The sequence below is a fragment of the Actinomadura sp. 1N219 genome (assembly GCF_044326405.1).
Lineage (GTDB): Bacteria > Actinomycetota > Actinomycetes > Streptosporangiales > Streptosporangiaceae > Spirillospora.
This window is the reverse complement of sequence record NZ_JBIRAY010000001.1, coordinates 1,871,404-1,890,617: the sequence shown is the minus strand read 5'-3', so window position 1 is coordinate 1,890,617 and position 19,214 is coordinate 1,871,404. Positions and strand designations below refer to the sequence as shown.

The 19,214-nt window shown below is 71.8% G+C and carries 18 protein-coding genes; 8 read left to right on the top strand and 10 right to left on the bottom strand.

Features of this window, described 5'->3' with window-relative positions:
• Nucleotides 1-38: 38 nt before the first annotated feature.
• Nucleotides 39-881: an SAM-dependent methyltransferase gene (locus ACH35V_RS08775; protein ID WP_395971109.1), complete on the bottom strand. Its 843-nt coding sequence runs from the start codon at nt 879-881 to the stop codon at nt 39-41.
• Between the two features lie 131 nt (nt 882-1,012).
• Nucleotides 1,013-2,176 carry a DUF5753 domain-containing protein gene (locus ACH35V_RS08770; RefSeq protein WP_395971108.1) on the bottom strand — a complete coding sequence of 388 codons (1,164 nt, stop codon included), beginning with the start codon at nt 2,174-2,176 and terminating at the stop codon, nt 1,013-1,015.
• Between the two features lie 233 nt (nt 2,177-2,409).
• Here ACH35V_RS08770 and ACH35V_RS08765 point away from each other — a divergent pair, with 233 nt between their 5' ends.
• Together ACH35V_RS08765 and ACH35V_RS08760 are read left to right on the top strand one after the other, a co-directional pair.
• A complete protein-coding gene (locus tag ACH35V_RS08765) occupies nt 2,410-3,255 on the top strand; it encodes a hypothetical protein (RefSeq protein WP_395971107.1) in 846 nt (281 codons plus the stop codon).
• A 10-nt stretch (nt 3,256-3,265) separates the two neighbouring features.
• Complete coding sequence (locus ACH35V_RS08760) at nt 3,266-4,177, top strand: LLM class flavin-dependent oxidoreductase (RefSeq protein WP_395971106.1); 912 nt, start codon at nt 3,266-3,268, stop codon at nt 4,175-4,177.
• Nucleotides 4,178-4,228: 51 nt separating this feature from the next.
• Here ACH35V_RS08760 and ACH35V_RS08755 read toward each other — a convergent pair whose 3' ends face one another.
• The 8 genes from ACH35V_RS08755 to ACH35V_RS08720 form a co-directional block, all read right to left on the bottom strand.
• Nucleotides 4,229-5,113 (bottom strand): alpha/beta fold hydrolase, encoded by an 885-nt coding sequence (locus tag ACH35V_RS08755; protein WP_395971105.1) that lies wholly within the window; start codon nt 5,111-5,113, stop codon nt 4,229-4,231.
• A gap of 186 nt (nt 5,114-5,299) precedes the next feature.
• On the bottom strand, nt 5,300-6,319 hold the full coding sequence (locus tag ACH35V_RS08750) for an NAD(P)H-dependent flavin oxidoreductase (RefSeq protein ID WP_395971104.1): 1,020 nt from the start codon (nt 6,317-6,319) through the stop codon (nt 5,300-5,302).
• The gene (locus ACH35V_RS08745) at nt 6,316-7,980 is read right to left on the bottom strand and encodes an AMP-binding protein (protein ID WP_395971103.1); all 1,665 of its coding nucleotides are present in this window, start codon (nt 7,978-7,980) and stop codon (nt 6,316-6,318) included. Before ACH35V_RS08745 ends, ACH35V_RS08750 begins: the two co-directional genes overlap by 4 nt.
• A gap of 3 nt (nt 7,981-7,983) precedes the next feature.
• Nucleotides 7,984-8,775, bottom strand: coding sequence for an enoyl-CoA hydratase/isomerase family protein (locus ACH35V_RS08740; protein ID WP_395971102.1), 792 nt, complete (start codon nt 8,773-8,775; stop codon nt 7,984-7,986).
• A gap of 2 nt (nt 8,776-8,777) precedes the next feature.
• Nucleotides 8,778-9,965, bottom strand: coding sequence for a CaiB/BaiF CoA transferase family protein (locus ACH35V_RS08735; RefSeq protein WP_395971101.1), 1,188 nt, complete (start codon nt 9,963-9,965; stop codon nt 8,778-8,780).
• Nucleotides 9,962-10,702, bottom strand: a complete 741-nt coding sequence (locus ACH35V_RS08730; RefSeq protein ID WP_395971100.1) for an enoyl-CoA hydratase/isomerase family protein — start codon at nt 10,700-10,702, stop codon at nt 9,962-9,964. The genes ACH35V_RS08735 and ACH35V_RS08730 overlap by 4 nt, the downstream gene beginning before the upstream one ends.
• Nucleotides 10,695-11,669, bottom strand: a complete 975-nt coding sequence (locus ACH35V_RS08725) for a hydroxymethylglutaryl-CoA lyase (protein WP_395971099.1) — start codon at nt 11,667-11,669, stop codon at nt 10,695-10,697. Before ACH35V_RS08725 ends, ACH35V_RS08730 begins: the two co-directional genes overlap by 8 nt.
• Before the next feature lie 129 nt (nt 11,670-11,798).
• Nucleotides 11,799-12,290 carry a MarR family winged helix-turn-helix transcriptional regulator gene (locus tag ACH35V_RS08720; RefSeq protein WP_395971098.1) on the bottom strand — a complete coding sequence of 164 codons (492 nt, stop codon included), beginning with the start codon at nt 12,288-12,290 and terminating at the stop codon, nt 11,799-11,801.
• A gap of 134 nt (nt 12,291-12,424) precedes the next feature.
• Here ACH35V_RS08720 and ACH35V_RS08715 point away from each other — a divergent pair, with 134 nt between their 5' ends.
• The 6 genes from ACH35V_RS08715 to ACH35V_RS08690 are packed head-to-tail and all read left to right on the top strand — an operon-like array spanning nt 12,425 to nt 19,198.
• On the top strand, nt 12,425-13,873 hold the full coding sequence (locus tag ACH35V_RS08715) for an NAD-dependent succinate-semialdehyde dehydrogenase (protein WP_395971097.1): 1,449 nt from the start codon (nt 12,425-12,427) through the stop codon (nt 13,871-13,873).
• Nucleotides 13,874-13,884: 11 nt separating this feature from the next.
• Nucleotides 13,885-15,204: an aspartate aminotransferase family protein gene (locus tag ACH35V_RS08710; RefSeq protein WP_395971096.1), complete on the top strand. Its 1,320-nt coding sequence runs from the start codon at nt 13,885-13,887 to the stop codon at nt 15,202-15,204.
• Between the two features lie 45 nt (nt 15,205-15,249).
• A complete protein-coding gene (locus ACH35V_RS08705) occupies nt 15,250-16,314 on the top strand; it encodes a polyamine ABC transporter substrate-binding protein (protein ID WP_395971095.1) in 1,065 nt (354 codons plus the stop codon).
• Nucleotides 16,315-16,321: 7 nt separating this feature from the next.
• Complete coding sequence (locus tag ACH35V_RS08700; RefSeq protein ID WP_395971094.1) at nt 16,322-17,221, top strand: ABC transporter permease; 900 nt, start codon at nt 16,322-16,324, stop codon at nt 17,219-17,221.
• The gene (locus ACH35V_RS08695) at nt 17,214-18,041 is read left to right on the top strand and encodes an ABC transporter permease (RefSeq protein WP_395971093.1); all 828 of its coding nucleotides are present in this window, start codon (nt 17,214-17,216) and stop codon (nt 18,039-18,041) included. The genes ACH35V_RS08700 and ACH35V_RS08695 overlap by 8 nt, the downstream gene beginning before the upstream one ends.
• Nucleotides 18,038-19,198, top strand: coding sequence for an ABC transporter ATP-binding protein (locus ACH35V_RS08690; protein ID WP_395971092.1), 1,161 nt, complete (start codon nt 18,038-18,040; stop codon nt 19,196-19,198). The genes ACH35V_RS08695 and ACH35V_RS08690 overlap by 4 nt, the downstream gene beginning before the upstream one ends.
• Nucleotides 19,199-19,214 lie beyond the last annotated feature (16 nt).

Genomic DNA, 19,214 nt, shown 5'->3' with positions numbered 1-19,214 from the left:
TCGGGGGGGGGGGGGGTTTCGGCCGCCCCCCGATTCGGTCATGCGGTCTTCTTGGCCACTCCGCCCCAGGCGTCCACGACCGCGGAAGGGGCGAGCGGATTGTGCTCGGGACGCCATCGGTGAATCTGCACGACACCCGGATCGACCGGTTCCAGGCCGTCCAGGAAACGGGTGATCTGCTCGGGGCTGCGCAGATGGTAGGGGACGGACCCGCCCTCGTTGTAAAGGCGGATGGCCTCCACATACGCGAGGTCGGTGTCGGTGCCGTCGTACACGGCGAGGAAGCTTTCAGGGGGCAGTGCGGCCGTGAGCCGGTCGATGATCGAACGGGCGCGTTCGTCGTCCTCGGTAATCGGGACGTGTCCCAGCACGCCCATCAGCATCAGGGCGATCGGACGGTCGAAGTCGAGTTTCGTCCGGGCGACGTCGAGGACGGCTTCCGGCTCGTTCAGATCGGCGTCGATGTAGTCGGTGCCCTCCACCCGGTTGCTCGTCAGAAGGACCCGCGCATGGGCGAGGACCAGCGGGTCGTTGTCGACGTAGACGATGCGGGATTCGGGGGCGACCCGCTGCGCGACCTCGTGGGTGTTGTCGTGGCTCGGCAGCCCGGTGCCGATGTCGAGGAACTGCCGGATTCCCTCGTCCGCGGCCAGATGCCGGACGACCCGGGAGATGAAGTACCGGGAGACGCGGGCCATGTCCTTGATGGCCGGGTAGATCGCGGCGAACTGCTCGCCGGCCTCCTGGTCGATGGGATAGTTGTCCTTTCCGCCCATCCAGTAGTTCCAGATGCGGGCGGAGTGCGGCACGGACGCGTCGATCCCCGCCAGCAGGTCCTTTTCGGCCTCGCGCCAGGAGAACGCGTCATCGCCGGAACTCATCGCAGCCTCCATCGGTGCGGGCCCCGCCGCGCTCACCGGGGAAGCGGGGGGCTTCACGGGAATCTGTTCCGCGTCAGGAAATCAAGCGGACGGCGAGGTGACAACCCGCCGGACGGCCACTTCCCGATATGTCACTTGCCGGAGCAAAGACGGCGCAGCATGTCGCGGGTCTCGTCGGGAGTTGCGGCCTCGATGCTGAGGCGGTCGAGTACCTGGCCGAAATGCAGCATGTCCGCGGGCCCGGTGGGGTAATCCGCGCCGCCGAGCCGTTCGAGGTAGATCACGTCGGGCAGCCGTTCCTCGGCGAAGCGCAGGGCGGTGATCGGCCCGCCGGCGGCGGCGTACCCGCCTTTACTCAGCGGCATCACCTGTATCCCGACATTCGGCAGGTAGGAGACCTTCAGCAGGTACTCCAGCTGAGCGCGCATCGTGGCGGGGCCGCCGTATTCGCGGCGCAGCATCGCCTCGTCCAGGATGGCCCACAAACGCGGCGGGTTCGGGCCCCACAGCCTCTTCTGCCGCAGCATTCGCAATTCGACGCGGCGGTTGATCTGCGTCTCGGGAGCCGCGCCGTGTTCCAGGCGGATGACCGCCTCGGCATATTGCGGTGTTTGCAGGAGGCCGGGAACGAATTGGATCTCGTACGCCTGGACCAGCCGTGCCGCCCGCTCCAGATCGAGGTAGAGCTCCGCCCATTCGGGCACCACGTCCCGGTACCGCCGCCACCAGCCCGCCGTCTTGAAGCGCCGCGCCAGCGCGTGCAGCCCGGCGTGCTCCTCGATCGCCTGGTCACGCCCCTGCGCCCCACCCGGCGGGCGGTTTCCGGCCGGGTGCCGGGTCCCGGTCCGGACGTCCGGCACCGAGACCCGCTGCGGCACGGCCGCCGCGCGCACCGCCGCACCATCGAAAGGTTCGCCGGTCGAGGACGGCGTCTCCCGTGGACGTCCGTTGAACCGGCGCCACGCCTCCTCGTACCTGGCCTTCCACTCGTCGAGGGTGCCGAGGTCGTCCGGGGCGACCCCGTTCTGGGACGCGATCACCCGCAGCACGGTCACCAGGGACGCCACCCACGGCCATTTCGGCAGCGTCTTCCCCTGCCGCGACAGGATGCGCTGGATCGTGGACCGCTTGAGCTCCTCCACCCGCAGCGTGCGCCCCTGCACCGGAGTGGCGAACTTCCGCGACAGCGCCTCCACCTCCGCGTAGCTCGGCGGCCCCGCCTGGATCCAGATGTCGTTGAGGCCCGAGAGGAAACGCGCGAGAACGACCGCCGGGTCGTCACTGGACGATTCCATGATCCATTTCCGCCGCCTTCCGTCCGCCGTCTTGAGATAACCGTACACATTGGAAACCGGCGGACAGGAGCGGGAATTCCGGCCCACCACCGCCCCACGAACGCGGACAAATTGGGCATTAGTGATAAACATCAGAATTTCGAGCGGCGTCCCAACTCATCCCACCCCCGCGCGCGACGCCGCGACCCACGGCCAGAGTGGTGCCCGCACTTCGAGCGAAGGAGAGAACAACGATGCTGCGGGACGCCGCTCCTCCCCTGCCGCTGCCGATGCGCCCCCCGGACGATCACGGCCGGACGGCGGAACCGTGCTGGTCGACCGTCGACACCGCAGTGCTGGCGATGTCGCTGTTCACCACCTGGGCCGCCCGCACCGGACGCGTCCTGCGCAATGCGCCGATCAGCGAGCTGACACCCGCCGAACTGATCGAATTCTGGGCCGACGATCAATTGGAGGATGTGCGCCCCGACCCCTTTCCCGCGTCCCGTGCTAACACGACGGTGATCGCCGTCGACATCGCCGGTTTCGGACGGCGCTGCCGGGACACCGCGACCCAGCGGCGCGTCCGCCGCGAGATGTACGGGCGGCTCGGCGAGGCGTTCGCCGCGGCGGAACTGCCGTGGCGACGCTGCCGCTGCGAGGACCGCGGCGACGGGGCACTGATCGTCGCGCCCGCGGAGGTCGATCCCGTCCACTGCCTCGACCGGCTGGCGCACCACCTGGCGGTCATCCTGCGCGGCCACAACCGGTTCGCGGACGACGCCGCCCGGCTGCGGCTGCGCATGGCCGTCCACCACGGCTACGTGGAGCGCGACGCCTACGGCGTTTTCAGCCCCGCCACGATGCACCTGTTCCGGCTCCTTGAGGCGCGCTCGTTCAAGGAGGCGCTCCGGGCCGCCGGCGCGGACCTCGGCGTGATCACGTCCGACACGTTGTACACGGAGGCCGTGCTGCGCGGCGGCGGACGCGGCGCCCTGTCCGCCTACCGGCCGCTCCGGGTGAGCTGCAAGGAGATCCGGCGCGCGAAAGCCTGGCTGTGGCTGCCATCCGGCCTGGTCACGGGCGTGGAAGATCGTTAAAATCGGAGAGATGCGCTTCGCGATCTCCATTCCGCAGGACCTCCCCGACGGCGAGTTCGACCCGGCCGGCTTCCGCGCCTTTCTGCGACGGGCCGAGGCGCTCGGCTTCGACGGCGCCTGGACGCAGGAACAGGTGCTCGGGACGGCGTCCCGGTCGAGCCCCCTCGAAACGATGACCTACGCGGCGGCGTGCACCGAGCGGATCCGGCTCGGCTGCGCGGTGTTCGTGAGCACCCTGCACAGCCCCGTCCACCTGGCCAAGAGCCTCAGCACGCTGGACCAGCTCAGCCGGGGCCGCGTGGACGTCGGCGTCGGGGTCGGCGGGGGCGGCCGGACGCTGTCGGCGTTCGCCGTCGACGCGGACAGCCGCGTCGCGCGCTTCACCGAGGGGGTGGAGCTGATGAAGGCGTGCTGGACGCGTCCGCGCATCACCTTCGACGGCCGCTTCTGGCAGCTCGACGGCGCGGCGATGGAGCCCAAGCCGTTCCAGAAGCCCCATCCCCCGGTCTGGTTCGGCGCCCGGCACCCGAACGCGCTGCGGCGCGCCGTCCGGCACGGCGACGGCTTCTTCGGCGCCGGGTCCGCGACGACCGGGCAGTTCATCGACCAGGTCCGCACCGTCCGGGAGGCGCTGGCGGAGCAGGGGCGCGACGCCGCGGGCTTCCCGATCGCCAAGCGCGTCTACATCGGGGTGGACGACGACAGGGCCCGCGCACGGAAGCGGGCTGCCGCCACCCTGGAGCGGTTCTACGCGCGGGACGACCTGCTCTCCGTCGCCGTGTTCGGCCCTGCCGACGAATGCGTTCAGGGAGTGCGCGAGGTGATGGACGCGGGCGCCGAGCTGGTCCTGTTCACCCCGCTCTGGGACGACGCGGAGCAGATGGAGCGGCTCGCCGCCGAGGTCATCCCCCAACTGCAGTGAGCGGACCGGGGAGCCCGCAACGGGATCGGGCTCCCCGGCACTAGCGCGTCGTCAGCGCGAATGCTTGCGCAGGAATTTGCGCAGGACGGGGTTGTAGACGTCCGACCGTTCCCAGTGCGGCGCGTGCCCGCATTCGTCGGCGACGACCGTCTCCACGTTGCGGAAATGGCTCGCCATGACCCGCTGCACGGACGGCGGGCTGTAGAGGTCGCCGTCCCCCCACAGCAGCAGGGTGGGCACTCTCAGCCGCTCCACGTCCGCCCAGGTGGGGCTGGTGGCGTACGGCTGCCCGACGTCGCTGGTCGAGGCCCGGTCGTGGATCTCCTCCCAAGCGTGCATCCCCTCCGGGTTGAGCGCCCGGTAGGACGGCCCCAACTCGATGAAGGACGACGGCATGTCGTTGAAGCCCGTGGGCCGCAGCCGCCGCAGCATGTCGACGTAGTCCTGGTTCGTCACGCTGGTCAGGCTGCCGCTGATCGAGAGGCTGAGGAGCCGCTCCTCATGCAGCAGCGCGTAGTCGAGCGCCACTCCCCCGCCGTAGGCCACGCCGACGAGGTGGAACCGGTCGATGCCGAGGAACTGGAGCAGTGCGTGCAGGTCGGCCGCGCCGGTTCCCGGGTCGTCGGGGTCCGGCGCGCTCGACCCGTACTTGCCGCGCATCGAGAAGCCGATGACGCGGTGGCCGGCCTTGGCGAAGTAGGGCTGCTGGTACGGCCAGATCTCGCCGCTGCCGCTGCCGGGGTGCATGAAGACGATGGGGGTGCCGCGGCCTCCGGTGTCCCAGTACCAGAGGCGTCCGCCGGGCACCGGCGCGTGGCCCTCGCGGGCCGGCACCTGCTCGGGAATGGGAATGATCTTGAGTGGAGGCTGGTCGGATCCGCCCGCGGCGGCCGTCCCGCCGCCGGCGGCGAACACCGCGCCACTGGCGGCCAGCACCGTGGCACCTCCCAGGAGTCCTCTGCGCCCGATTCTCGGAGCGGACGTTACCCGCTCGGCTCTGTCGTCGTCGTTGGTCGTCACTCAAGACCTCCCAGATCTTGATGTCGGCTGACTTTCCCCCGAGTTCGTGGGTGGCGGGAGGCTGGCGGGGCAGGCTGGTGGACGGGTCTGCGGGTGTGCGGGCTACCAGGCGGGGAGCGGTGTGGCGGGAGGACGGGCGGGGCGGTCGCCGGCGGGCCGCACCTCCGGCAGCCGGCCGAGCACGGCGGCGTACTCCTCGACGAGCAGCCGGACGATCCGCGCGGCCGGGAGGACCGCGTCGACCAGACCGGCGGACTGGCCCATCTCGACCTTGCCGCCCGCGACGTCGCCGCCGACGGCCGCGTCCTTCAGGCTGGACGCGGTGAACTCGGCCCGGCGGCGTTCCAGGTCAGTGCCGGCGTGCTCCAGCTCCGCCATGCGGCCGGCGAAGTCGTTGGCCAGGACCCGGATCATGCCGAGGCCGCGGCCCACGGTGCGGGTGTCGCCGGTCCCGGCGGCGAGGACGGCCTCCTTGTAGGCGGGGTGGACGTTCGACTCGGCGCTGGCGATGAACCTCGTGCCGAACTGCGCGGCACCGGCGCCGAGGGACAGCGCCGCGGCCAGCCCGGCCCCGTCTGCGAACCCGCCCGACGCGATGATCGGCGCGGTCGGGAACCGCCGGGCCACCGCCCTGACCGTGACCAGCGTGGACACGAGCCCGGCGGGCGGGTGGCCGCCCGCCTCCGCGCCGACGACGATGAGGCCGTCGACCCCGGCGTCCACCGCCTTGGCCGCGTGCTCCTCGGTGGCGACGACGTGCAGGCAGATCGTCCCGAGGTCCTGGAAGCGGCGCAGGTACCGCTGCGGGCCGCCCTGGGACGCGATCAGGATCGGGACGCGCTTGGCCGCGAGCAGGTCCATGGCCTCGTCCGCGCCCTTGCGGTACAGCGGCAGGTTCACCGCGTACGGACGATCCGTGCCGGCCGCGACCTCGGTGATCGCGCGGTCGAGGTCGGGCAGCCGCATCGGGCCCGCGCCGATCACGCCGAGGCCGCCCGCGTTCGACACCGCGAGCGGCAGCGCCGAGTTCGACGACGCCCACGACATGCCCGCCTGGACGATCGGCAGGTCGCAGCCCAGCAGGCGCGTGACCGCCGTCTCGATCCGCGCGGCGCCGTTCATTTCGTCTCCACCGAGTCGAGCAGGCGGCGGGCGTGCTCGGCGAGATGCCGCTTCTGGACCTTGGAGCTGGCCGTCATCCCGAACTCCTCGAAGCCCGCGACCACCCGGACGTGGTGCGGCACCTTGAAGCGGGCGAGGCGCTCGCGCGTCCAGGCGATGATCTCCTCCGGCTCGGCCGCGCAGCCCTCCGCGAGGACGACGAACGCGAACGGCACCTCGATCAGGCGCTCGTCCGGGACCCCGACGACCGCCGCCTGCTTGATCTTGGGATGGCCGTGCAGGACGTCCTCGACCTCGGTCGGCGCGACGTTCTCGCCGCCGACGCGGATCAGCTCCTTGGCCCGCCCGACGAACTCGAGGCGGCCGTCGCCGCCGAGCCTGCCGAGGTCGCCGGTGCGCAGCCAGCCGTCCGGCGACAGCGCCTCCGCGGTCTCGGCGGGCATGGCGTAGTAGCCGCGCATCACGTTCCAGCCCCGGACGAGGATCTCGCCGACGTCCCCCGCCGGGAGGTCGCGCCCGGTCTCCGGGTCCTGGATACGGACCTCGACGCCGGGCTCGGGCAGCATCCGGCCGCTCGCCCGGACGTCCTCGGGCTCCCACCAGGCCGACTGCGCCACGTTCGGCGACGCCTCCGACAGCCCGTAGCCGACGACGCACTCGGACGCGCCGAGCTCGTCCACGATCCGCCGGACGACGGCGGGCGACGCCGCCGCCCACGCGCCCCGCAGCTTGAGCCGCCGCTTGGACCGGTCCGGGTGGTTCAGCAGCATCAGGGCGATCGTGTCGTTGCCGGAGAAGTGGGTGCAGCGCTCCTCCTCGATCAGCCGGAGCGCCTCCCCCGCCTCGAACCGGTCCATCGTCACGACCGTGGCGGCGTGCTGGACGCAGGCCAGCACCGTCAGCGTGCTGCCCGCGGCGTGGAAGAACGGCCGCGCGCTGTGGAAGCGGTCACCGGCGCGCAGCCCGAGCCGCTCGCCGGAGAAGAACGCGTCGCCGCACATGTTGAGCTGGGTCAGCAGCACGCCCTTCGGGTGGGACGTCGTCCCGGACGTGTACTGGATCAGCAGCACGTCGTCGGGCGTCCCGCACGGCTCGACCGGGCCCGCCGCGCCCGCCATGAAGTCGTGCCAGGACCGGGCGGCGGCGGGGACGTCGGCGGTGCCGGTCCGTCCGAGCACGACGACCGACCGCAGGTCGGGCAGGTCGGCGCCCGGCAGCCCGGCGTCGACGGCCGGGCAGATCTCCCGCAGCATGGCGATGAAGTCGACGTTCAGGAACCGGTCGGCGACGAACAGCGTCGACGACCGCGACTGCCGCAGCGCGTACGCGATCTCCGGCGGCCGCCACCGCGTGTTGATCGGGACGGTCACCGCGCCCAGCGACCCGATGGCCAGGAACAGCGCGACCCACTCCGGGCCGTTGCCCAGGCAGACGGCCACGTGGTCGCCGCGCCGGACGCCCGCCGCCGACAGCGCGGCGCGGACGGCGGCGACCTCGGTCTCCAGCGCGGCGTAGGTGACGCGGCCGTGCGAGGCGACGACCGCCTCGACGTCCGGCGCGATGGCCGCGGCCCGGCGCAGCGCCTCGTGGACGGTCAGCGGGCACACCCCGTCCAGCACGCCGTGCGATCCCGTCGGTCCCGTCGATCCCGTCGGTCCCATCGGTCAGCTCCCCTCCTGCGCCGCCGCCCGGCTCCGGCTCTCGCGCATGGCGCTCGCGAAGTCCTCGACGCCGCCGCGCCATCCGCCGTCCGCGAGGCAGCGTTCGATCGCCGCCATCTCGATCCGGATCCCCTTGGGCAGGTCGGTCTCCGAGCCGAGGTCGATCGCCTGCTTGGTCAGCGACATCGCCAGCCGGGGCGCGCTCGCGATCGTCGCGGCGATCTGCTCGCCGACGGCCGGCAGCTCGGCGGCGGGGACCGTCCTCGCCACCAGGCCCACGGCGGCGGCCTCGTCGACCGCCATCGTCCGGGCTGTGAACAGCAGTTCCTTCGCGCGGCGCTTGCCGATGACGCGCTGCAGCCGTTGTGTGGCACCGACCGTGCCCCAGTGCGGCTCGGGGAAACGGAACGTGGTGTCGTCGGCGGCGACGACGAAGTCGCACGACATCGCGATCTCGCCGCCCGACCCGACGACCGCGCCGTGCACCAGCGCGACCACGGGCTTCGAGCACCGCTCGATCGCCTCGTACGCGGCGAACGAGGCGAGGCGGCGGCGCCGGACCCAGGCCTCGTCGCGCCCCTCGCGCTCCTTGAGGTCGGCCCCGGCGCAGAACGCGGGCCCGTCCGCCCGCAGCAGGACGGCCCCGACGCCGTCGTCGGCGTCCAGGCGCGCGAACGCCTCGCTCAGCCCGTGGCACATGGGGAGGTTCAGCGCGTTGCGCGCCTCCGGCCTGTTGAGCACGACCTGCGCGACACCGTCGGCCTCGTGCACCAGCACCGGATCTTCGTCGCTCACCGCTAGATGGTCCCTTCTTCGCGTAGCCGGGCCAGCTCGGCCCGGTCCAGTCCCAGCAGCCCGGTCAGCACGGCGTCGGTGTCGGCTCCGAGCAGCGGCGGGACGCCCGGCTCGGGGTACTCGGTCTCGTCCAGGCGCAGCGGCGTCCGGAGTGCGGAGAACCTGCCCTCGGTGGGGTGGTCGAAGTGGCCGACCATGCGCCGGGCGTCGATGTGCGGGTCGGCGAGCGCCTCGCGGGCGGACTTCACCTCGCCCGCGGGGACGTCCACGGCCCGCAGCGCCTCCGCCAGCTCGTCCCGGGGCCAGCGGCCGACGGCGGCGGTGAGCTCGGCCTTCACGCGGTCCCGCTGCGCGAGCCGCCCCTCGTTGGCGGCGAGCGCCGGATCGGCGGCCAGCTCGTGCAGGCCGAGCACCCCGCACAGCGGGGCCCAGTGCTGGTCGCTGCCGCTGATGTGCAGCCAGCCGCCGTCCGCGCACCGGAACGCCTCGGACGGGACGCGCCCGGGATGCGCGGTTCCGGTGCGCCCGGGGTCCTCGTCGAGGGCGAAGATCCGGGCGGCGGCGAGGGCCAGCAGGCTGGCCTGGACGTCCATCATCGCCAGGTCCACGTGCCCGCCGCGACCGCTGGCGCGCCGCTCCATGAGACCGGTCAGCGCGGAGATGACGATCCACAGGCCCGAGGTCATGTCGGAGACGGGGATGCCGACCTTGGCGGGCGGCGTGTCCGGGTGGCCGGTCAGCGACATGATCCCGGACAGCGCCTGGAAGACGGTGTCGTACCCCTTCCGGTCCGCGTACGGGCCGGACTGGCCGAAACCGGTGCTGGAGATGTAGATCAGGCCCGGGTTGAGGGCTTCGAGCGCCTCGTAGCCGAGCCCGTGCTTGTCCATCGTGCCGGGCATGAAGTTCTCCACCAGCACGTCCGCGCGGGCGGCCAGGTCGCGGGCGATCTCCTGCCCGCGCGGGGTCCGCAGGTTGAGCGTGACCGACCGCTTGCCCCGGTTGAAGGCGAAGAAGTAGGCGCTCTCGCCGCCCGGCAGCCGCGGCTCGAAGCTCCGGGACTCGTCGCCGCCGCCCGGCCGCTCGATCTTGATCACCTCGGCGCCGAGGTCGGCGAGGATCTGGGTGGCGAGGGGCCCGGCGAGGACGCGGCTGAAGTCCACCACGGTGACGCCGTCCAGGGGCCTCATGAGCCCGCCCCCCGGAACCCCCGCATGATCGTGTTGACGTCGCCGCCGGTCCGCATGGCCTCCGCGAACGGCAGGTCGGCGACGCGGTAGAACAGGTTCTTGGCCGCGGCCATGGCGAGCGGGTTCACCTCGGCCCAGCCGGACGCGATCTCCAGCCCGGCCTTCTCGGCGTCCGCGGGGTCGGCGACCCGGTTGGCGAGCCCGAGATCGGCCAGCTCCCGGGCGTCCAGGACGCGGCCGGTGCTGATCAGCTCGAAGGCGAGCTTGCGGCCGAGGTTGCGCTGCAGCCCGGTCATCACGATCGCCGGGACGATCGAGTGCCGCACCTCCGGGTAGCCGAACTTCGCGTCCGTCGCCGCGACCATCATGTCGCAGCCGATCGCGAGGCCCGCGCCGCCGCCCATCGCCGGGCCCCGCACGACCGAGACGATCGGCTTGGTGAGCTGCTGCAGCATCATCTGGGCGCGGGTCGTCAGCTCGGCGCGGCGGATCACGGCGTGCTGGTCGGCGGGCGTCAGATCGGCGAACTCCTTCAGGTCGGCGCCGGCGCAGAAGCCCCGTCCGGCGCCGGTGAGGACGACGGCGCGGACCGCGTCGTCGGCGTCGGCGGCGCGCAGCGCGTCGTACAGGGCCCGGGTGAGTTCCGTGTTCAGCGCGTTGAGCTTGGCCGGACGGTTCATCCGCAGCACCCGGACCGCGCCGTGGTCCTCGACGATCAGCACCTCGGGCTCAGCCATTCCGTTCCACCTCTCCACCGGCGGCCGCGCCGCCGGCAAGCTCTCCGCCGATCAGGCCGAACCCGGCCCGGGCCACCATGCTGTGCAGGGGACGTCCGAGCGCCCGCTCGCACCGCTCGGACGCCGCCATGACCTTGCCGAGGTCGAGCCCGGTGGCGACGCCCTCGGACTCCAGCAGGTTCACCAGGTCCTCGGTGCAGACGTTCCCGGTCATGCCGCCGCCGTACTCGATCTGCGCGGGATGGCCGCCGACGCCGCCGAGCGAGCTGTCGAAGTCGCGGCAGCCGGCCTCCAGCGCCGCGACGCAGTTCGCGAGCCCGCTGCCGCGGGTGTTGTGGAAGTGCGCGATGAGCGCGGGTGCGGATCCGCCCGCCGGGATCCGGCCGAACATGTCCTTGACGGCGGCCGGCGTCGCGAGCCCGGTGGTGTCGCCGAGGGTGATCATGTCGACGCCGAGGTCGGCGAACCGGGCCGCGTCGGAGGCGACCACGCCGGGGTCCACCGCGCCCTCGAAGGGGCAGCCGAACGCCACGGAGATCACGCCGACGAGCCGGAACCGCCCGCCGGCGAGCCGCACCATTTCGGTCACCCGCTCCCACTGCCGCTCCCGCGTGGTGCGCATGTTGCGCTGGGTGTGCGACTCGGTGGCGGACACGAGCAGGCTCAGTTCGGTGGCGCCGTGCCCGGCGTCCAGATCGGCGATGGCGCGTTCCACAGCGCGGGGATTCGGACACGTCGCCTTGTACGACACGCCGGGCGGACGGGGCAGCCCGGCGAGCACCTCGCTCGCGTCGCGGAAGGCCGGAACGCGCTCCGGGTGGCTGTAGCTGGTCGCTTCGATCCGCGTGAAACCCGCGTCGGCGAAGGAGCCGATCAGGTCGAGCTTCACCCCGGTCGGGACGTGGCCGGTCTCGTGCTGGAGCCCGTCACGGGCGAAGCACTCGCAGATCGTGGCGCGGTCGGCCATCAGCGTCCGCCTCCTAGGGGAGCGTCGATGTCGTCAGGGCGAACAGGTCGTCACAGCAGGAATATAACCTACTGTTGACAACATCAACACCCGCGCTCGTCGGCGGGCCCCTCCGGGGCGCGGACCGGATCAGCGCTCCGAGCGCTCCAGGGCCTTGGCAAGCGTGGCGAGCTTGCGCAGCGCCGAGTCGAGAACTTCCTGCTCAAGAGGGGTCAGGCAGACGAGGAAGGCGTTGTTGCGCTCGTTGGCGGCGGCGATGAGCCCCCGGTAGAGGGACCGCCCGCCGCGGGTCAGGGTGAGCTGGGTGGTGCGGCCGGGACCGGGCTCCCGCTCGACCAGGCCGGCCGCCGCGAGCTTGGTCGCGACCCGGCTCATCTGGGCCTTGTCCAGGCCGGCCAGCCGGGCCAGCCGGTTGACGGTCAGCGGCTCGTCCGCCCCGAGCAGCGCGATGGTCCGCCACTCCTGGAGGCTGACGTCGAATTCCCGCCGGTAGCGGAGTGCGGCGCTGCGGGAGAGCGCGTTCGCCACCCGGTGCAGCCGGTACGACAGCAGCTCCCTGATGGGGATGAGTTCGGTGTCCTCGGCGGCGGGGTCCGCTGAGCGGGACGGTTGGGCGTTCATGCCCCCACTGTAAGACCGCGCCGAACCAGGTCGGCTCTCCGCGACCAGGTGTTGACAAACACAACACCCAAGGACGAGACTGACGCGAAATCGATTACGGTCGGCGTAACCGAAGGCACAGGGAGGTCCGCAACATGCCCGCAGACCCGTCAGCCACGCTGCTCATCGACGGAGTGTGGCAATCGGGACCCGCGACCTTCGACGTGACGGATCCCGCGACGCTCGACGTCATCGCGCAGGCCGCCGACGCCGGGCCGCAGGAGGCGCTCGCCGCCCTCGACGCCGCCGACGCGGCCGCCGAGCCGTGGCGCCGCACGACCGCCGAGGAGCGCTCCGCCGCGCTGCGCGCCGGGGCGGGCCGGATCCGCACCCGGGCAGACGCCCTCGCCGCCCTGATGACCAGCGAGAACGGCAAGCCGCTCGGGGAGGCCAGGGGCGAGGTCCTGGGCTCGGCCCGGATGCTCGAATGGGCCGCCGAGGAGGCGCGCCGCGCCAACGGCCGGGTCGCCCCGGACGCCGCCGGCGGCCCCGGGATGGTCCTGCGCTCCCCGGTCGGCCCGGCGCTGGCGATCACGCCGTGGAACTTCCCCGCGAGCATGCTCGTCCGCAAGGTCGGCCTCGCGCTCGCCGCCGGCTGCCCCGTGATCGTCAAGCCCGCGGAGCAGACCCCGCTGATCGGCACCGAGCTGGTCCGGCTGATCGCCGAGGCCGGTGCGCTGCCCGGCGGGGTGCTCCAGTCGCTCACCACGACCCGTCCGGCGGAGGTGGCGGGCGCGCTGCTGGCCGACCGCCGGCTGCGCAAGGTCAGCTTCACCGGCTCCACCGAGGTGGGGCTGAGCCTGCTCGCGTCCACCCGCGACCACCTGCGCCGGACGTCCCTGGAGATGGGCGGCCACTCCCCCGCCATCGTGTTCGACGACGCCGACCTCCCCGCCGCGGCCGCCGCGGCCGCGGCGGCCAAGTTCGCCAACGCCGGGCAAAGCTGCATCGCGATCAACCGGCTGTTCGTGCACCGGTCGGTCCACGACGAGTTCCTCGCCCTGCTGCTGGAGAAGGTGGCGGCGCTGCGGCTCGGGCACGGCGCCGCCGAGGGCACCACCACCGGCCCGCTGATCGACTTCGCCGGCCTGGACAAGGTCGAGCGGCACGTCGTGGACGCGGTGAAGCGCGGCGCCGAGGTCGCGGCCGGCGGGCGCCGCTGGGTGCCGGGCGACGCCGGGCTCACCGGCGCCTTCTACGAGCCGACCGTCCTGACCGGCGCGGACGACACCATGCTGATCAGCACGGAGGAGACGTTCGGCCCAGTCCTGCCCGTCTACGCCTTCGACGACGACGACGAGGCGATCCAGCGGGCCAACGCCACCGACTACGGGCTCGCCGCCTACGTCTTCGGGTCGGGGCTGGCCCGGGTGTGGCGGGCCGTCGACCGGCTGAGCTTCGGGGTGGTGGCGGTGAACGAGGCGTTCCCCGTCCGGCCCGAGCTGCCGTTCGGCGGGATGAAGAACAGCGGTCTTGAGCGCGAGGGCGGCAGCGAGGGCATCGAGGCCTACCTGGAGACCAAGTCCGTGGCGATCAAACTCTGAGGGCGACACCAATGGCGATCGAACAGCAGGCGACCCGGCCCACCGGCCAGGAGCACGACGACCGCGCCCGGCGGCTCGCCGACCTGGACGCCCGGACGGTCATCCACCCGCACAGCGTCATCGGGGCCCCGGCCGAACCGCTGATCCTCGACCGCGGCGAGGGCGCCGTGGTCTGGGACGTCCAGGGCAGGCCCTACATCGACGGCACCTGCGGCCTGTGGCAGTGCCCGGTCGGCCACGGCCGCGCGGAGCTCGCGCAGGCCGCCGCCGAGCAGATGGCGAAGCTGGAGTTCTACTCCTCCTTCGGGGACTACTCGAACGAGCCGTCCATCCGGCTGGCCGAGCGCCTCCTGGAGCTGGCGCCGCCGAGCATGCGCCGGGTCTTCTTCACCAACGGCGGGTCGGAGGGCAACGAGACCGCGATCAAGCTGGCGCGGCTCGCCCACCACCACGCCGGGCGGCCCGAGCGCTTCGTGATCCTCGCGCGCACCGGCGGTTACCACGGGATGGGCGGCGGCTCGCTCGCCGCCACCGGCATCGACCGGCTGCGCGCGGGCTACGGCCCGCTGATGCCGGGGATCGAGTTCCTCGGCAAGCCGCACGGCATCGGCGGCGCGGACGTCACCGACGCGCTGGTCGCCGAGCTGGAGGAACGTATCGAGCGCGTCGGCGCAGGCAACATCGCCGCGTTCGTCGGCGAGCCGGTGCTCGGCGTCGGCGGCATGGTGCCGCCCCCGGCCGACTACTGGCCGCGGGTTCAGGACGTGCTGCGCCGCCACGGCATCCTGCTGATCCTGGACGAGGTCGTCACCGCGTTCGGCCGGATCGGCCACTGGTTCGGCTGCGAGCGGTACGGCGTCGAACCGGACATCATCGTGACCGCTAAGGGCCTGTCCAGCGGGTATGTCCCGATGGGAGCGGTCCTCGCGGGCGAGCGCGTGCTGGAGCTGGCCGACGGCGCCTCGTTCCTGCACGGGTTCACCTACAACGGCCACCCGGTCGGCGCCGCGGTGGCGCTGGCCAACATCGGAATCCTGGAGCGCGAGGGGCTGCTGGAACGTGCCGACACGCTCGGCCGGAAGCTGCTCGACGCGTTGAAGCCGCTCGAACGGCTGGACCACGTCCTGGAGGTGCGCGGCGTCGGGATGATGCTCGGCGTCGAACTGGACCCCGCCGCTGACGCGGCGGGGGTGCAGGCCGCCGCGCGCGCCGACGGCGTGATCGTCCGGGCGTCCGGCGACACCATCGTCCTCTCACCGCCCCTGGTGATCGACGAACAACAGCTGGACACGCTCGCCCGTGTCCTGACCAAGCACGTCGCGGCGGCCTGACGGGGCAGGACACGCGAGGCCCGTACACGACCTGCGGAGGAAACCGTGCGGCTCAACCTAAGCAAGACCGGCAGGACGGCCAGATTCGCGGCCGCCGGCCTGGCCGTGACCCTTGCGGCCGCGGCCTGCAGCATCGGCAACGCGAGCGACGACGACGGCAAATCGCTGACGTTCGTCTCCACGGGCGCGCCGTTCCAGGACTACCAGGCGGAGGCGTGGCAGAAGCCGTTCACCGCCGAGACCGGGGTGAAGTTCCGCAACGACGGCCCGGTCGACGAGGCCAAGATGAAGACGATGGTCGAGGCCAAGAAGGTGACCTGGGACGTCGTCGACACCAGCGCCGCCGCGACCGCGCAGTACTGCGGCAAGTACCTGGAGAAGCTCGACTTCTCGGTCATCGACAAGACCAAGTTCCCGGCGGGGACGGTCAACGACTGCGGCGTGCCCGCGTTCTTCTACAGCACGATCTTCATGTTCAACACGCAGAAGTACGGCGCGAACCCGCCCACCACCATCGCCGACTTCTTCGACGTGAAGAAGTACCCGGGCAAGCGGATCGTCCCGCCGGAGATCTCCGTCGGCCTCCTGGAGGCCGCGCTGCTGGGCGACGGCGTCCCGCAGGACAAGCTCTACCCGCTGGACCTGGACCGGGCCTTCAAGAAGCTCGACCAGATCAAGAAGGTCACCACGTTCGCCAAGACCTACGGGCAGATGCAGCAGATGATGGTCGACAAGCAGATCGACATGGGCCTGATGCTCAACGCCCGCGCCTACCAGGCGCTGAAGGCCGGCGCCCCGTTCAAGCCCGTCTGGGACAAGACGATCGTGAACTGGGACGACCTGGTGATCCCCAAGGGCTCGAAGAACAAGGAGAACGCGATGAAGTTCATCGCGTCCGCGTCCGGGGACCAGCAGTCGGCCAAGATGGCGGAGCTGGCGTCGGTGCTGCCGATCAGCGAGAGCGTCCAGCCGAAGTTCGACCAGTACCAGCAGCAGCTCAACGCGTACGCGCCGGAGCGCAAGGACAGCGTCGTGCGGTCCGACTCCGTCTGGTGGGGCCAGAACTTCGACAAGGTCACCGAACGCTACACCGCGTGGCTCTCCGGGTGATCCGCCGATGAGCGCCCCGACCACCTCGGCGCCGCCGCCTGCGGTCGCTCCCGGGGCCGGCCTCGCCGGCCGGCCCCGGCGGGCGATGGCGGGCTGGTTCATCCTGCCCGCCACCGCGCTGCTGCTGGTGTTCTTCTGCTACCCGCTCGGCAACATCATCTGGCGGAGCTTCACCGACCCGTCCGCCGGGCTGGGCAACTACACCGGCCTGCTGGACGACGGCGTCTCCGTCACCGTGCTGACGCGGACGCTCGTCACCGCGCTGATCGTCGGCGTCTGCACGCTGATCATCGCCTACCCGTACGCGTACGCGATGACGAGGGTCTCGCCCCGCACAAGGAACCTGATGACGGTGGTGGTCCTGCTGCCGTTCTGGACGTCGATGATGGCCCGCAACTTCGCCTGGTACATGCTGGAGCAGCGCGGCGGCCTGATCGACGACGCGTTCTCCGCGATCGGGATAAACGGCGTCGTCCTGCTCGGCTCGGTCGCCGGGGTGGCGGTCGCGATGGTGCAGGTCATGCTGCCGTTCGCGGTGCTGCCCCTGTACTCCGGCATGGAGGGCATCGACAAGCGGCTGCTGGACGCGGCGACCAGCCTCGGCGCGCCGCGCTGGCGGGCGTTCGCCCGCGTGTACCTGCCGCTGTCGCTGCCGGCCGTGCTGTCGGGGTTCACGCTCGTGTTCATCCTGACGCTCGGGTTCTACGTCACCCCGGCGCTGCTCGGCTCGCCGCAGCAGTCCCTCGTCCCGCAGCTGATCGCGACGCGGGTGACCGACCTGCTCGACTTCGGCAGCGCGGGCGCGCTGGGCACGGTGCTGCTGGCGATCACGTTGCTGGCGCTGTTCGTGGTGTCGCGGTTCGCCAACCTCTCGTCCACCACCGAGAAGGCGGTGACCAATGAGTAACGCGCAGCCCCTCAAGAACGGGGTGCGGGCCGGGCGGGACGGCGGCCTCGGCTGGGGCCTGAAGATCGTCGTCGGCCTGATCGGGCTGCTGCTGATCGCGCCGACCGCCGTGGTCATCCCGATGAGCTTCTCCTCCGGGACCACGTTCCAGTTCCCGCCGGACGGCTGGTCGCTGCGCTGGTACGAGTCGTTCTTCACCTCCGAGCGGTGGATGCGCTCGCTGCTGACGTCGGTGCAGATCGGGCTGCTCGTCGCGGTGACGGCGACCGTCCTCGGCGTCGCGGTCGCGTTCGGGCTGAACCGGACGCGCTTCCGGGGCCGCGGCGCGATCCGCTCGATGATGATGGCGCCGCTGATCGTGCCGAGCATCGTGGTCGCGGTCGCGATCTACGGCGTGTTCCTGAAGTGGCAGCTCAACGGCACCGCCCTCGGGTACGTCGTCGCGCACACCGTGATGGCGCTGCCGTTCGTGGTGACGGTCATGTCGACCAGCCTGGCCGGCTACGACCGGACGCTCGACACCGCCGCCGCGACGCTCGGCGCCACCGCCTGGAAGACGTTCTTCCGGATCACCGTCCCGCTCGTCGCGCCTGGCGTGCTGTCGGGGTTCGTGTTCGCGTTCGTCATGTCGCTGGACGAGGTCGTCATCGCGCTGTTCCTGCAGACGCCCGACATCCAGACGCTGCCCGTCCAGATGTACAACTCGATCACGCTGGAGATCGACCCCACCATCGCCGCGGCGTCCAGCCTGATGGTGGTGGCGACCAGCATCGTCCTGCTGATGCCGCAGTTCGTTCGCCGCAAGCGGAGCACAACATGAGCCATTCCGACAGCAACAGCAGCAGCCACGGGATCCGGATCGCGGGCGTCTCGAAGGTCTACTCCGGCACGTCCCGGCCGGCCGTGGACGACGTCTCCCTCGACATCGCGGACGGCGAGTTCATCACCCTGCTGGGCCCGTCGGGGTCGGGCAAGACGACGATGCTGTCGATGCTCGCCGGGTTCGTCTCGGTGTCCGCCGGGTCGATCGAGATCGACGGGCGGGACGTCTCGCGGCAGAAGCCGCACCGGCGGAACCTCGGCGTGGTGTTCCAGCAGTACGCGCTGTTCCCGCACATGACCGTCGCGAAGAACATCGCGTTCCCGCTCCAGCAGCGGAAGATGACGAAGGCGCAGATCGCCGCGAAGGTGGGCGAGGCGCTGAAGCTCGTCCACCTGGAGGAGTACGCGGACCGGCTGCCGAGCCAGCTGTCCGGCGGGCAGCAGCAGCGCGTCGCGCTCGCCCGCGCCGTGGTGTACCACCCGCGGGCGCTGCTGATGGACGAGCCGCTCGGCGCCCTGGACCGCAAGCTCCGCGACGAGCTGCAGCGCGAGATCGCCAGGATGCACCGGGAACTGGGCATGACGTTCATCTTCGTCACCCACGACCAGCACGAGGCGCTCACCCTGTCCGACCGGATCGCGGTGTTCAACGAGGGCCGGGTCGAGCAGGTCGGGACGCCGTCCGAGCTGTACGAGCGGCCGGAGACGCTGTTCGTCGCGCAGTTCCTCGGCGAGTCCACGTGTTTCCGGGGCGCCGTCGATGTTTCCGGGGGCGTGCTGCGGTGCGGCGGCTTCACGCTGCGGGCGCCGCGCCTGGACGCCGGGCTCGACGGCAGCGACGGCGTCGCCGTGATCCGCCCGGAGCGGCTCGAACTGCACACGGACAAGGCCGCCGCGCCGGACGGGCACAACCAGGTGCGCGCCACCGTCACCGAGATCGTCTACGTCGGCAACCACCACCAGGTGGGGCTGCGGTTCGGGGACGGCACGAGCGGCTCGGCCATGCGCCTGGCCGGCCGGTCCCTCCCGGCGGTGCCGGGCGAGGAGGTCACGGTGAGCTGGGACCCGGAGCACCAGTCGATCGTGGCCGACCCCGCCGACGAGCCGTCCTCGGGGCACGCCGCCGAGCCCCTGGGCGCCACCGCCGGCACCTGACCCCGCCGATCACTAG

Excerpts from the sequence above, each read along its gene's own strand:
- ACH35V_RS08710 (WP_395971096.1), top strand. The coding sequence starts at position 13,885 with ATGGCGATCGAACAGCAGGCGACCCGGCCCACCGGCCAGGAGCACGAC.
- ACH35V_RS08730 (WP_395971100.1), bottom strand. The coding sequence starts at position 10,702 with ATGGCTGAGCCCGAGGTGCTGATCGTCGAGGACCACGGCGCGGTCCGG.
- ACH35V_RS08695 (WP_395971093.1), top strand. The coding sequence starts at position 17,214 with ATGAGTAACGCGCAGCCCCTCAAGAACGGGGTGCGGGCCGGGCGGGAC.
- ACH35V_RS08770 (WP_395971108.1), bottom strand. The coding sequence starts at position 2,176 with ATGGAATCGTCCAGTGACGACCCGGCGGTCGTTCTCGCGCGTTTCCTC.
- ACH35V_RS08715 (WP_395971097.1), top strand. The coding sequence starts at position 12,425 with ATGCCCGCAGACCCGTCAGCCACGCTGCTCATCGACGGAGTGTGGCAA.
- ACH35V_RS08700 (WP_395971094.1), top strand. The coding sequence starts at position 16,322 with ATGAGCGCCCCGACCACCTCGGCGCCGCCGCCTGCGGTCGCTCCCGGG.
- ACH35V_RS08690 (WP_395971092.1), top strand. The coding sequence starts at position 18,038 with ATGAGCCATTCCGACAGCAACAGCAGCAGCCACGGGATCCGGATCGCG.
- ACH35V_RS08745 (WP_395971103.1), bottom strand. The coding sequence starts at position 7,980 with ATGGGACCGACGGGATCGACGGGACCGACGGGATCGCACGGCGTGCTG.
- ACH35V_RS08725 (WP_395971099.1), bottom strand. The coding sequence starts at position 11,669 with ATGGCCGACCGCGCCACGATCTGCGAGTGCTTCGCCCGTGACGGGCTC.
- ACH35V_RS08775 (WP_395971109.1), bottom strand. The coding sequence starts at position 881 with ATGAGTTCCGGCGATGACGCGTTCTCCTGGCGCGAGGCCGAAAAGGAC.
- ACH35V_RS08720 (WP_395971098.1), bottom strand. The coding sequence starts at position 12,290 with ATGAACGCCCAACCGTCCCGCTCAGCGGACCCCGCCGCCGAGGACACC.
- ACH35V_RS08760 (WP_395971106.1), top strand. The coding sequence starts at position 3,266 with ATGCGCTTCGCGATCTCCATTCCGCAGGACCTCCCCGACGGCGAGTTC.
- ACH35V_RS08750 (WP_395971104.1), bottom strand. The coding sequence starts at position 6,319 with ATGAACGGCGCCGCGCGGATCGAGACGGCGGTCACGCGCCTGCTGGGC.
- ACH35V_RS08765 (WP_395971107.1), top strand. The coding sequence starts at position 2,410 with ATGCTGCGGGACGCCGCTCCTCCCCTGCCGCTGCCGATGCGCCCCCCG.
- ACH35V_RS08735 (WP_395971101.1), bottom strand. The coding sequence starts at position 9,965 with ATGAGGCCCCTGGACGGCGTCACCGTGGTGGACTTCAGCCGCGTCCTC.